Source organism: Anoxybacillus dikiliensis (assembly GCF_050613275.1).
Taxonomy (GTDB): Bacteria; Bacillota; Bacilli; order Bacillales; family Anoxybacillaceae; genus Anoxybacillus.
Map to the genome: position 1 here is coordinate 2754677 of NZ_CP187112.1, position 13655 is coordinate 2768331.

Genomic DNA, 13655 nt, shown 5'->3' on the forward strand with positions numbered 1-13655 from the left:
AGGTGGGATAAAAAAGATGGATGATCGTGTCATCATTCGCTTTGAACATGTCACAAAACGATACGATGATGATGATCCTGTGCTCGATGATGTGAGCTTTGAAATGGAGCGCGGGAAGTTTTATACGCTTCTTGGTCCTTCTGGATGTGGGAAAACAACTATCCTTCGCTTAATTGCTGGTTTTATCGAACCGACAAAAGGCGATATTTATTTTCACGGAAAGCGAATAAACGGCATCCCAGCGAATAAACGGCAGGTGAATACCGTTTTTCAAGATTATGCGCTTTTCCCCCATTTAAACGTGTTTGAAAATGTCGCTTTCGGGTTGCGCATAAAAAACTTGCGCGAAGCAGACATTGAACGAAAAGTAAAAGAAGCGCTTCGTTTCGTCAACTTAGGAGGATACGAGCAACGCGCCATTCATGAAATGTCAGGGGGACAACGGCAGCGCGTCGCCATCGCTCGCGCCATCGTCAACGAACCGGACGTCCTTTTATTAGATGAACCGCTTTCTGCACTTGATTTAAAATTGAGAACAGAAATGCAATATGAGTTGCGCGAATTGCAACGAAGACTTGGCATTACATTTATTTTCGTCACTCACGACCAAGAAGAAGCACTTGCCATGTCAGATGAAATTTTCGTGTTGAACAAAGGAAAAATTGAACAACGCGGCACACCGAAAGATATTTATGATGAGCCTGTCAATCGTTTCGTTGCCGATTTTATCGGGGAGTCAAACATCATTGTCGGGACGATGGTTGATGATTTTGTTGTCGAGTTTGCCAATCAACAATTTACGTGCGTCGATCGCGGATTTTCAAAAAATGAACAAGTCGATATTGTCATTCGCCCAGAAGACTTAGAATTAACGACCGCTGAACGCGGCAAGTTGCGCGTGCGTGTCGATTCCGTTTTATTTCGCGGCGTACATTATGAGCTTTGTTGTTACGATGCGCACGGAAATGAATGGCTCGTTCACTCGACGAAGAAGGCGGAAATCGGGGAAGAAATCGGTCTTCATTTTGAGCCAGAAGCAATCCACGTGATGAAGCGAAGCGGGGGTGAATAACATGCGTCGCTACGCTTATGCCGTTCCGTATTGGCTATGGATTGCATTGTTCGTCATTGCGCCAATTATTCTCGTCGTATACTATTCGTTTTTCGATATCGAAGGGCGCTTTTCGCTCGTAAACTATAAAACTTTTTTTACGCCTGTTTATTTACGTATGACAGTTAATTCGTTTTGGTACGCGTTTTTAATTACAGCATGCTCACTTCTTATCGCTTATCCGACCGCCTACTTTTTGACAAAAACAAAGCATAAGCAGTTATGGTTATTGCTTATTATTTTACCGACATGGGTCAATTTATTGTTGAAGGCATACGCCTTTCTCGGACTGTTCGGCACGTATGGGGCGGTCAATGCGCTATTGGAAACGATCGGAATCGGGACAAAACAATTATTGTTTACAGATTTCAGTTTTGTTTTCGTATCCGTTTATATTTTTATTCCATTTATGATTTTACCGATTTTTAATGCGCTTGAAAAATTGAATCGTTCCTTAATCGATGCTGCACGAGACCTAGGGGCAAGCGAATGGACGACATTTCGGCGCGTCATTTTTCCACTGACGCTCGATGGGGTCAAAGCGGGTTGCCAGGCGGTATTTATTCCTTCGCTCTCGCTCTTTATGTTGACGAGACTAATTGCCGGAAACCGCGTCATTACGCTCGGAACAGCGGTCGAGCAACATTTTCTCGTGACGCAAAACTGGGGCATGGGTGCGACAATCGCTGTCTTTTTAATGATAGCTATGGCAGGCATCATGGCTATAACAGGGAATAAAAAATGGGGGGTGAGACAATGAAAGTTGCTCGCCTCTATTTAGCGTTCGTGTTTTTTGTGTTATATATGCCTATTTTTTATTTAATTTACTATTCGTTTAATAGCGGCGGGACGATGCATCATTTCGAATCGTTTACGTTCGATTGGTATAAAGAAGTGTTTGACGATACGCGTTTGCTTGTGATCGTCCTGCATACGGTAGTCGTCGCATTATTATCGTCATCGCTTGCGACAATCATTGGCGTTTTCGGAGCAATTTCCATTTATTATGTAAAACATCGTTGGAAACAAACGTTGCTTACGTTAAATAACATTTTAATTGTCAGCCCTGACGTTATTATCGGGGCATCGTTTCTCATTTTATTTACGATCGCAGGTATTCAGCTCGGATTTACGTCCGTCTTATTGTCGCATATTGCCTTCAGCATTCCAATTGTCGTCTTAATGGTATTGCCGAAGCTGCAAGAAATGAGCCCGACGCTCATTGACGCTGCGCGCGACTTAGGGGCAAACGAGTGGAACGTGCTGACGAAAGTCGTTCTCCCGTATGTGACGCCAGGCATTTTCGCTGGTTTTTTCATGGCGCTCACATACTCGCTTGATGACTTTGCCGTCACGTTTTTCGTTACAGGCAATGGCTTCTCGACGTTGTCTGTTGAAATTTATTCGCGGGCGCGTCAAGGAATTTCGCTATCCGTCAACGCTTTATCTACCCTTCTTTTCTTATTTACGCTCCTTCTCGTTGTTGTGTATTACATGATTACACAACGGGCGAGTACGAAGGGGGGACAAAAATGAGGAAGTTATTATCACTTTTTTTGCTCGTTTGGCTCATTGCTTTTAGTTTGCTTTATGTTGTACGTATGATCGAATCGTCTAAAGGGTATGGAGGAAACAACACGTTAACGATTTATAACTGGGGCGACTACATTGACCCCGCACTCATTAAAAAATTTGAAAAAGAAACAGGTCTAAAAGTCATTTATCAAACGTTTGATTCGAACGAAGCGATGATGACAAAAATTTCCCAAGGCGGAACGACATTTGATGTCGCTGTCCCTTCGGAGTACGCCATCAGCAAAATGAAAGAGGAAGGTTTATTATTGCCGATCGACCATTCCAAACTTCCAAACTTGCGCTATATTGATGAGCGTTTTCTTAACTTATCATTTGATCCGGGCAATGAATATTCCATCCCTTATTTTTGGGGAACGGTCGGCATTGTCTACAATCGCGCACTTCTTGGCGGAAAAGAAATAACGAGCTGGAACGACTTGTGGGATCCTTCCTTTAAAAATCAAATTTTGCTTGTCGATGGTGCGCGCGAAATTATCGGCATGGCGTTAAATAGCTTGCATTATTCCTTAAATGATACGAACAAAGCTCATTTACAACAAGCAAAACAAAAACTCGATAAGCTAACTCCAAACGTCAAAGCGATCGTCGGCGATGAGATTAAAATGCTGCTTGCAAATGAAGAAGCAGCCATCGGCATCGTTTGGTCAGGAGATGCGGCAGAAATAATGTGGGAAAACGAACGGCTTGATTACGTCATCCCGAAAGAAGGAACAAACTTATGGTTCGACAATATGGTTATTCCAAAAACAGCCAAAAACATTGAAGGCGCCCATCAATTTATTAATTTTATGCTCGATCCGAAAAATGCCGCCCAAAATGCCGAATACGTTGGCTATTCGACGCCAAATAAAAAAGCGCTCGACTATTTGCCAAAGGACATCGTGGAAGACGAGCGTTTTTACCCGAGCGAACAACTTGCCGACAAGCTTGAAGTGTACGAAAATCTCGGCAAAAGTATGCTCGCATATTACAATGAATTATTTTTACAGTTTAAAATGCATCGCAAGTAAGAGGGTAGCAGAGAAGCTATCCTCTTTACTTATGATACGGTTCTCCGCGATTAATGCGGAAGGCACGATAAATTTGCTCGGTTAAAATGAGGCGCATGAGTTGATGAGGAAACGTCATTTTTGAAAATGAAAGCGATTCGTTTGCTCGTTTTATGACGTCATCGCTTAAGCCGAGAGACCCTCCAATGACAAAAGCCACTTTACTTTTTCCGTATGTCGCTAATCGATCAAGCGTTTGGGCGAATTGTTCCGAAGACATCATGTTTCCTTCAATCGCTAAAGCAATGACGTGCATATCTTCTGTTATTTTGCTTAAAATACGATCCCCTTCTTTCTTTTTTACGAGCTGCATTTGTTGTTCACTTAACTGCTCTGGTGCTTTTTCATCCGCTACTTCAATGATGTCGATTTTTGCATACGATGATAATCGTTTCGTATATTCCTCGATCCCTTGTTTTAAATATTTTTCTTTCAACTTACCCACAGCAATAATGTATATATTCACAAGTGATCCCCACTTTACAAACATAATATCCACAAGGTTTATCCACATATCCACAAGTACAATCCACATATTGTGTAAAAACATTAGTTCCCTACTATATATATGGCACGCTGTTCACAAAAATCGCACATTTCTTCTTTTTTATCCACAGAAACTGTTGATATCTCAGGTGCTTGTTGGTTTTCATCCACATACATATCAATCGCAAGTTCGACATGTTGTTCACAACATTTCCACAAAGCATACCACTCCTCATTCATGAGTGAAACGACAGGGAATGCCCTGCCGTTTCATTATAGTGATTGTTTGGCCAATTTTAATGTCACTGTTTGTTTTTTGCCATCACGATAAAATGTCACTTTCATCGTATCGCCAATTTGTTTGCGATTATATAAATGCTTTCTTAAGGCGATGACATCTGGAATGGTTTCGTCATCTAGCGCGACAATGACATCAAATTCACGTAAACCGGCTTGGGCAGCTGGTGATCCCGGCACGACTTGTAAAATAGCAACCCCTTCTTTCACGTTTGCCGGCAAATGAAGCGTCTGTTGCCAATGATATGCTGGAATATCACTTAACGAACGTAGCTCTACGCCCATATATGGTCGGCGAACTTGTCCAAATTTCTCTAAATCTGCGATGATCGGTTTTGCGTAATTAATCGGAATCGATAATCCGATCCCTTCCACTGCTTCTTGCGCAATTTTCATCGAGTTAATTCCAATGACTTGACCTTCGATATTTACGAGCGCTCCTCCGCTGTTTCCTGGATTAATCGCAGCATCTGTTTGCAGTACTTCTGCGTGCCAATCAGGGATGCCATCTTGATCAATATCAATTGGAATCGTACGGTTTACTCCAGAAATAATTCCTTGTGTCACAGAACCTGCAAATTGTAAACCAAGCGGGTTCCCAACTGCAATCACTGGCTCCCCGACCTTCACGACATCTGAATTACCGAATTCAGCTACGTTTGTGACATGTTTCGCATCGATTTCTAATACGGCTAAATCCGTCCATACATCACTTCCAAGGAGACGAGCTGGCACTTTTGTTCCGTCGCTTAAGCTCACTTCGACACGGCTCGCACCTTCAACGACGTGATGGTTAGTGACGATATATGCTTTATTCCCTTCTTTTTTATAAATAACACCAGAACCTGTTCCAGCTTCCCCGCCTTCTGACCAAAAACTTGCTTCTTGAATATTTACAATGCCGACAACCGCATTAGATACTTTGTTTACTGCTTTCGTCACTTGCGTCACAACATCCACCGCTACACTCTTTTCTATTTTTGGTTGCTCCGTCACCGTCGTCTGTTTTTCTTCCGTTTGTTCAAGTGAATAAGGTAACACGTCCCATTTCACTAGGGAAGGAATAGAGACGATGACAAGCATTCCGCCTAAAACCGCTCCGACTAAGCCTGCTAAAAACGTTCCTCCGCGGTTCCCTTTTTGTTTTTGACGAACATGTGCATAATGATCATCATAATAGCCCATTTTTCACCCGTCCTTTCTATATCAAAAATTGACCCATTTTCCATTATAACCTGTTTTTTCTCCAATCATCTAATAATATACATACGGTATGTTGGTGAAAAAACGGTGAAATTTATACGGAAACGAGCGCTGTCGGACGAACAGGATCCGTATCATACAATTGAAAACATTCTCCGACGATCATCCCTTTTTTCTCAAGCGTCTGGGCAACTGTCATTCGCGCTAATTCTTTCATATTGTTATCTTGGCTTAAATGAGCTAAATAAATGCGTTTTGTTTTGTCACCGATCACATCCGCTAGGGCGAGACCGGCATCTTCGTTCGATATGTGTCCAACGTCGCTTAAAATACGTCGCTTAATGTTCCATGGATATTTCCCCATACGTAACATTTCTACATCATGATTGCTTTCAAACACAAATACATCCGCATGACAAATGACACCTTTCATTCGTTCGCTAACATAACCTGTATCTGTGATAAGCGCTAACTTTTTTCCCTCATAATGAAATACATAAAACATGGGCTCGGCAGCATCGTGCGATACACCAAATGACTCAACATCTATATCTCCAAACGTCCGAACGGTACCAGTCGGAAAAATAAATTTTTGTTCAGATGGAATGTCACCAATGAGACTATCCATCGCTTTCCATGTTTTTTCATTCGCATAAATCGGAAGGCGATACTTCCGAGCAATGACGCCTAAACCTTTAATATGGTCGCTATGTTCATGTGTCACTAAAACACCTGTTACATCTTGAATGTGGCGATCAATATGAGCAAATAGTTGCTCTAATTGTTTGCCGCTTAACCCTGCATCAACAAGTAACCGTTCACGCTCCGTTTCTACATAAAAGGCGTTACCTGTACTGCCGCTCGCCAAAACGCTAAACCTCATGTTATTCACTCCAACACTTTATTTTCATCGCTAATCACTTGTCCTTCAAATGCGTTTACATAATAATCTGTTTTTCCATTCACAACAACGTGCCATGTCGGTGTTAACACTTGCGATGTAGTGAATTGGACGAGTGCGTAATAGCCAAGATCGATTTTCGTTACTTGATCACCTGGCTTTAAGTAATTTCGTTTATACAACGTCTCTAATGCTTTAATTGCTGGCAAAATTTCTTGTTTTTTCTCGTTTTTTTCTAAATCAACGAGCAACGTTTGTTCATAACCGACCATTTCATTTTGATCGTTCACATAAATAAGCAACATACTGCTTATGTTTTTATAAATCGTCTTCCCTTCGTATTGTTGAAAATAAATGAGCGCTCGTAAATCTTCGTCGTACTTCCAAAACGTATATTGGTCGCCGGCAATGATATTTTGCTTCAAAAATTCTGTTAACCGATACCCATCTTTTGGGTCTTGTAGGGGGATCGGTTTAATAAAATGGGCTTGTAGCACCGTTTCATTTGCAGTCTCGACTTGTTGATTAGCCAACTTCTTTATCTCTTCTTCCGTAAATGTTTTACTTTTTCCGCTCACATATGTCGCCTTTGTTATTTCTTTTGGTAAATCGACATATGTAATGCCATCCGCTTCAAGTTGCTCTTCAATTGTCGCTTCTAAAATAACATCAAGCTGGCTACTATTTTTTTTCTGAATAAATTGGTATCCTAAAAATATATCAAGAATAAGGAACGTAATAATAAAAATTGTCTTCGTTTTACTCCAATCCAATGATATCCCCTCTTCGTTCATCTGTCGTCATCACAATTTTTCGCCACGTTCCGCTATATAAACAGTACCAAGCTGGTTCTAACATGACGATATTTTCCCGCTCCAAATCACGAATAAGCTCATAGCCGATCGCGATGTCGTCAATCAACTCATGTTGAATATTTTTTTGTTTTTTCAACTGATCAATGACTTCATATCCAGAAGAAAGTGTAATTGGCAAGCTCACCCGATCGGGAATAGCTAATGTAAATAACGGGCGTTGGTAATTGATAATCTCATTTTCTCCCCATATTTGTATGATTTCTGCCATACCGTAACGATTAAATACAGGATAACCATTGGTAAACAAACGAAAAGTTACTTTTCTACCGTTTTCGTCTAAGCGATCAAAATAATACGTATCCGTCCAACCCCCATGATCATTCACAAAATCGATACTTTTTTGCAAAATCGTCGGATCGAACGTTTGTGTTTCACCGCGAGCCGCTGGGTTGACATACAATAGTAACTTTTTAGATAAATCGACATCCATTAAACGCGAACCATCTGTATATTCTTCTCCAAAATTAAGGACATCTTTTTTCACGAAGCTCGGATCTGTAAATAACGCATCTTTAAAACGATCTGCACTTAATTCATCCATATAGTATTGCAATCGGTTCAATACGAGTGGACGGGCTGGTAAAAATAACGATTTTGTTTCGCTTATGTCGTACGATAAAAACGGTGTATAACGCTCTGCGCGTGCATAATATGTTTGTTTCAAATTCTCAATGGACACATCTTGAGCGACCGCTTTATATATACGCTTTTCATTGGCAGATACGAAATATACGTGAATTTCTTCTCCATTTTCATTCATCGGAATGATGATTCGATCAAAGCGAACTTTTTCAACATCTGTATCATCTATTTGAAAAATCGTGCGATACATTTCAATTGGTATGTCATCTGGATAAATAATTTCTATTTTTCCTTTCCCATGGATAAATGAGAGAAATTGCTCTTTTTTCACTGTATCTGATATATTTTCAAAATGATCGAACGTCCAATTTTTTATTTCCTTCATAAATTTATAAATGTCCGAATGATGCGTCACCCCGTAATGTTGTGCATCTTTATGAATAAAAATATAACGCGGCTGAACAACTGTTCCATAATCGACCGCAACATTGCTGACAGGGACGTTTTGAATGTATTTTGCGTTTTCAATGAAGTCATATTTCGGCTGATACGTCCATAAACTCCAAGTTAAAAAAACGCTCGTACATACAAGAATCGTCAATACAATCGATTTAATCGTTTCGTATTTCATCGTTTTCATCCTTTTTTCTGTTGTTCGATCGGCAAAGTAAAGTAAATCGTTGTCCCTTTCCGTTCTTGACTTTCTGCCCAAATACGCCCACCGTGAGCCACGACGACTTCTTTTGCGATAGCCAAACCTAATCCTGTTCCACCAAGTTTACGTGAACGTGCCTTATCAACACGATAAAAGCGCTCGAAAATTTTTGATAAGTCTGCTTTTGGAATACCTACTCCTTCATCTTTCACGCTTACTCGAATATCGCTTTCTAGTTTTTCAACGCGAAACGTAATTGTTCCACCTTGTGGCGAGTATTTAAGGGCATTCGAAATAATATTATCGAGCACTTGGGTAATTTTATCTTCATCCATATGAACAATAATTTTTTCATCTGGAAAGTTACGAACAAATGAAACGTTTTCTTTTTTCGTTAATTCAAATCGATCAATCACTCTATGGAAGTAAGGAATGAAATGCACACGTGTTTTTTTCAATTTATAGTCTTTGCTGTCGAGCTTAGAAAGTTGCAATAAGTCATTCACAAGGCGAATCATTCGTTCCGTCTCGTTTTGGGTAACTTCAATAAATCGTGGAGCAATTTCCTCGTCGCGCCACGCTCCATCAGCGAGCGCCTCTAAATAACTGCGCATTGTCGTTAATGGTGTCCGTAGTTCATGTGATACATTGGCAACGAATTCTCGACGATCGCGGTCAATTTTCTCGTGTTCTGTAATATCGTGCAACACAACGATTAAACCGTTTACAAACCCTTTTTCTTTTTGAATGACAGATAAAGAAGCACGTAAAATGTACATTTCTTCCTCTGTACTAAAATCTAAAATTAACGTTTCACGCTCTTCAAGCAGCGTTTCAAACGTGTATTGTTCATCTAGTCCTAGTACGCTCACAATAGGGGCAGACAACACTGTTTCACGTGAAACATTTAAAATGTTTAGCGCCGCATCATTAATTAAAATAATTCTCCCTTTTCTATCTGTGGCAATTACACCATCCGTCATATGCGTTAATACCGATTCTAACTTACGGCGCTCTCCTTCAGTCGTCGCTTGCGCTTCTTGCAATTTTTTCGTTAAGTTGTTAAAGCTGAGCGCAAGTTGTCCAATTTCATCATACCCATATACTTTTACTTTTCGTGAAAAATTACCTTTCGCCATCGCTAATGCCTGCTTACGCATATCTGAAATTGGACGCGTAATTGTTTGCGCTAGTAAAATGCCTAACAACGCTGTAATGACTAAAGCTATTCCTGTTCCGGTCGCTAAAATGTTATTAATTTGCCTCATCTGTGCAAAAACATTTTCCATCGAGGCGATGACATAAATGGCACCCTTAATTTCGTTTTTTACTTTAATAGGCGTAGAGGAAATGTACATCCGATGTCCCGTTTTCGGATCGACAAGCATTTTTTCCGCCATTTCCCCTGCCACTATCGTTCGTTTAATAAGCAAGTCGGTTGTTCGCTTTCCAACGATATTTTGATTGTATGGATTTGACGTACCTAATACTTTACTTTTATTATCAATAACGCGCACTTCAGAAATATCTTGTGAGACAAAATCTTGTAAAATCGAACGAATTTCTTCTTCGAGTGTAGGGCTTTTTTTATCCCGTTCTTTATTCATTTCTTGTTCAATGTTATAGGCAAGTAAAATCACGCGCTCATTCAACGAGTTTTTAAAGTTTTCAACGAGTTGCGCTTCTAATTGGCGTACGAAATAAGCCCCGATAATTTGCATCGCAATTAAAATAAGCAAAATGTAAATTAGGGCAAATTTGACGTGAATCGATTGAAATATGCTTACTTTTTTCATGCTGTTACTCCTGTTCCGGATTTCGTAAATAATACCCCACTCCGCGTCTTGTCACAATCCATGTTGGGTGCGAAGGATTGTCTTCAATTTTTTCACGCAAACGTCTGACAGTCACGTCAACGGTGCGGACATCACCAAAGTAATCGTACCCCCATACCGTTTGCAATAAATGTTCTCTCGTCATGACTTGACCAATATGTTTCGCCAAGTAATGAAGAAGTTCAAATTCACGATGAGTGAGTTCAATTTGTTCTCCGCGTTTGGATACAGTATAGGCGTCCGCATGAATGGTAAGCGAACCAATTTTGATTTCGCTCATTTCTTTTGGATCTTGTTCTTGTTTTTGTTGATGACGTCGTAAATTCGCCTTCACGCGCGCCAATAGCTCACGTGTGCTGAACGGCTTCGTAACATAATCGTCAGCGCCAAGCTCTAAACCGAGCACTTTATCAATTTCGGAATCTTTTGCTGTCAGCATAATAATGGGCATATCGTATTTTTTCCGAATTTCCCTACATACTTCCATTCCATCTTTTTGTGGTAGCATAATATCCAATAAAATCAAATCTGGTTGGACGTCTTCTACTTTTTGTAACGCTTCGACACCATCATATGCACAATATACGTCATATCCTTCTTTTTTTAGATTAAATTGCAAAATGTCAGCAATTGGTTTTTCATCATCAACAACTAAAATTTTTTTCTCCATTTATGTTCACTCCCCCAAAAAGGCGTATTTACATATAGTGTACCATGTCACTATTATAAAATAAAAAAGCATAGACACATATATGTATCTATGCTTACAAGTGGCTCGGGACGGAATCGAACCGCCGACACAAGGATTTTCAGTCCTTTGCTCTACCGACTGAGCTACCGAGCCATATAAACAATTTCCTCCACCATACTATTCCGCTTAAAACAACGTCCTTCGTCCCGCTCTCCGTTCGTTCACTCAAGATGCTGGTCGAGCGGTACGCTGTCGCCTCATCAAAGAAGCTGACTCGAACGTGCTCTACCGACTGAGCTACCGAGCCATATAAACGATTTCCTCCACCATACTATTCCGCTTAAAACAACGTCCTTCGTCCCGCTCTCCGTTCGTTCACTCAAGATGCTGGTCGAGCGGTACGCTGTCGCCTCATCAAAGAAGCTGACTCGAACGTGCTCTACCGACTGAGCTACCGAGCCATATAAACAATTTCCTCCACCATACTATTCCGCTTAAAACAACGTCCTTCGTCCCGCTCTCCGTTCGTTCACTCAAGATGCTGGTCGAGCGGTACGCTGTCGCCTCATCAAAGAAGCTGACTCGAACGTGCTCTACCGACTGAGCTACCGAGCCATATAAACGATTTCCTCCACCATACTATTCCGCTTAAAACAACGTCCTTCGTCCCGCTCTCCGTTCGTTCACTCAAGATGCTGGTCGAGCGGTACGCTGTCGCCTCATCAAAGAAGCTGACTCGAACGTGCTCTACCGACTGAGCTACCGAGCCATATAAACAATTTCCTCCACCATACTATTCCGCTTAAAACAACGTCCTTCGTCCCGCTCTCCGTCTGCTTACTCAAGATGTGCGGCCATGATTATAAAAAATGGCGGTTCCGACGGGATTCGAACCCGCGATCTCCTGCGTGACAGGCAGGCATGTTAACCCCTACACCACGGAACCGTATTCTAACAGACATCTATTATTTTATTATATAATTAGTAATAAGACAATAGTTTTTTGAAAAAACGTCGACGAACGAGTCATCGACGTTTTTTCTTATGCATATACGTTACGGACAACATTCGTTTGAGAACGGTCTGGCCCGACAGAGAAAATAGAAAGTGGAATACCCGTCAATTGCGAAATGCGTTCAACGTAACGGCGTGCGTTAGCTGGAAGTTCGTCTAAGCTTTTTACGCCAGTAATATCTTCTGTCCACCCCGGCAATTCTTCATATACAGGTTCGCATTCCGCTAGCACTTTTAAGCTTGCAGGAAACTCTTCAATGATCTGTCCTTTATATCGATAAGCGACGCAAATTTTTAACGTCTCAATACCTGTTAATACATCGATTGAGTTTAAAGATAAATCTGTAATCCCGCTAACTCGGCGTGCATGGCGAACAACAACGCTATCAAACCAACCGACGCGGCGTGGGCGCCCTGTCGTTGTCCCATACTCGCGGCCTACTTCGCGAATGCGGTCACCGATTTCATTGTTTAACTCAGTTGGAAACGGACCGTCGCCAACACGTGTTGTATATGCTTTAGCTACACCCACAACATGTTTAATTTTTGTCGGACCAACACCTGCACCAATGGTTACCCCACCGGCCACAGGGTTAGACGACGTAACAAACGGATACGTTCCTTGATCAATATCCAACATGACACCTTGTGCGCCTTCAAATAAAACACGACGTCCTTCATCGAGCGCATCGTTTAATACGACAGACGTATCGCAAACATACTTCGCAATTTGTTGCCCGTATTCATAATATTCATCAAGAATGTGTTCTAGTTTAAATCCTTCAACACCGTACACTTTTTCAAAAAGTACGTTTTTCTCCGCTAAATTGCGGGCTAATTTTTCTTCAAATACTTCACGGTCGAGCAAATCTGCGATGCGGATGCCGACACGTGCCGCTTTATCCATGTAAGCAGGGCCAATTCCTTTTTTCGTCGTTCCGATTTTATTAGCCCCTTTTCGTTCTTCTTCTACTTCATCAAGCTTTAAATGATAAGGCAAAATGACGTGGGCACGGTTGCTGATGCGTAAATTTTCCGTACTTACACCACGCTCATGTAAATACGCTAATTCTTGCACAAGCGCTTTCGGATCAACAACCATTCCGTTTCCAATGACACAAATTTTATCTTTATAAAAAATGCCCGAAGGAATTAAATGTAATTTATACTTTTCGCCGTTAAATACAATCGTATGGCCGGCGTTATTTCCACCTTGATATCGTGCAATGACTTCTGCATGTTGTGACAAAAAGTCTGTAATTTTTCCCTTTCCTTCATCGCCCCATTGTGTTCCAACAACAACAACTGAAGACATGGTGAGCACCTCCGCTTCATCAATTCCAAACAAAGTAAGTGTACC

General features: G+C 41.1%; 13 protein-coding genes and 2 tRNA genes. 4 read left to right on the forward strand and 11 right to left on the reverse strand.

Going from position 1 to position 13655, the window contains the following annotated elements; all coding sequences use genetic code 11:
- The first annotated feature begins 16 nt into the window (after positions 1–16).
- Genes ACPF7I_RS14355 through ACPF7I_RS14370 form a run of 4 tightly spaced genes read left to right on the forward strand, consistent with a single transcriptional unit; the run spans position 17 to position 3717 of the window.
- A complete protein-coding gene (locus ACPF7I_RS14355) occupies positions 17–1072 on the forward strand; it encodes an ABC transporter ATP-binding protein (protein ID WP_430745534.1) in 1056 nt (351 codons plus the stop codon).
- A 1-nt stretch (position 1073) separates the two neighbouring features.
- Positions 1074–1871 carry an ABC transporter permease gene (locus ACPF7I_RS14360; protein WP_430745532.1) on the forward strand — a complete coding sequence of 266 codons (798 nt, stop codon included), beginning with the start codon at positions 1074–1076 and terminating at the stop codon, positions 1869–1871.
- On the forward strand, positions 1868–2647 hold the full coding sequence (locus ACPF7I_RS14365; protein ID WP_430745530.1) for an ABC transporter permease: 780 nt from the start codon (positions 1868–1870) through the stop codon (positions 2645–2647). The genes ACPF7I_RS14360 and ACPF7I_RS14365 overlap by 4 nt, the downstream gene beginning before the upstream one ends.
- A complete protein-coding gene (locus ACPF7I_RS14370) occupies positions 2644–3717 on the forward strand; it encodes an ABC transporter substrate-binding protein (protein ID WP_430745528.1) in 1074 nt (357 codons plus the stop codon). The genes ACPF7I_RS14365 and ACPF7I_RS14370 overlap by 4 nt, the downstream gene beginning before the upstream one ends.
- A 25-nt stretch (positions 3718–3742) precedes the next feature.
- Here the strand turns inward: ACPF7I_RS14370 and rlmH are convergent, their stop codons facing one another.
- From rlmH to ACPF7I_RS14425, 11 genes are all read right to left on the reverse strand, one after another.
- A complete protein-coding gene (rlmH, locus tag ACPF7I_RS14375; protein WP_430745527.1) occupies positions 3743–4222 on the reverse strand; it encodes a 23S rRNA (pseudouridine(1915)-N(3))-methyltransferase RlmH in 480 nt (159 codons plus the stop codon).
- An 83-nt stretch (positions 4223–4305) separates the two neighbouring features.
- Positions 4306–4461 carry a CxxH/CxxC protein gene (locus ACPF7I_RS14380; protein WP_430745525.1) on the reverse strand — a complete coding sequence of 52 codons (156 nt, stop codon included), beginning with the start codon at positions 4459–4461 and terminating at the stop codon, positions 4306–4308.
- Between the two features lie 54 nt (positions 4462–4515).
- Entirely contained in the window at positions 4516–5724 is a 1209-nt protein-coding gene (locus ACPF7I_RS14385; RefSeq protein WP_430745523.1) for a S1C family serine protease, read from the reverse strand.
- Between the two features lie 112 nt (positions 5725–5836).
- The gene (locus tag ACPF7I_RS14390; RefSeq protein WP_430745522.1) at positions 5837–6625 is read right to left on the reverse strand and encodes an MBL fold metallo-hydrolase; all 789 of its coding nucleotides are present in this window, start codon (positions 6623–6625) and stop codon (positions 5837–5839) included.
- 5 nt (positions 6626–6630) lie between these two features.
- Positions 6631–7416, reverse strand: a complete 786-nt coding sequence (locus tag ACPF7I_RS14395; RefSeq protein ID WP_430745521.1) for a two-component system regulatory protein YycI — start codon at positions 7414–7416, stop codon at positions 6631–6633.
- Positions 7403–8731, reverse strand: coding sequence for a YycH family regulatory protein (locus ACPF7I_RS14400; protein WP_430745520.1), 1329 nt, complete (start codon positions 8729–8731; stop codon positions 7403–7405). The genes ACPF7I_RS14395 and ACPF7I_RS14400 overlap by 14 nt, the downstream gene beginning before the upstream one ends.
- Before the next feature lie 5 nt (positions 8732–8736).
- Complete coding sequence (walK, locus tag ACPF7I_RS14405; protein ID WP_430745518.1) at positions 8737–10551, reverse strand: cell wall metabolism sensor histidine kinase WalK; 1815 nt, start codon at positions 10549–10551, stop codon at positions 8737–8739.
- A gap of 4 nt (positions 10552–10555) precedes the next feature.
- Positions 10556–11260: a response regulator YycF gene (gene yycF / locus ACPF7I_RS14410; protein ID WP_430745516.1), complete on the reverse strand. Its 705-nt coding sequence runs from the start codon at positions 11258–11260 to the stop codon at positions 10556–10558.
- Between the two features lie 101 nt (positions 11261–11361).
- Positions 11362–11434 (reverse strand) — tRNA-Phe (locus ACPF7I_RS14415).
- Positions 11435–12151: 717 nt separating this feature from the next.
- Positions 12152–12227: transfer RNA gene (locus tag ACPF7I_RS14420), tRNA-Asp, on the reverse strand.
- A 96-nt stretch (positions 12228–12323) separates the two neighbouring features.
- A complete protein-coding gene (locus ACPF7I_RS14425; RefSeq protein WP_085788907.1) occupies positions 12324–13610 on the reverse strand; it encodes an adenylosuccinate synthase in 1287 nt (428 codons plus the stop codon).
- Positions 13611–13655 lie beyond the last annotated feature (45 nt).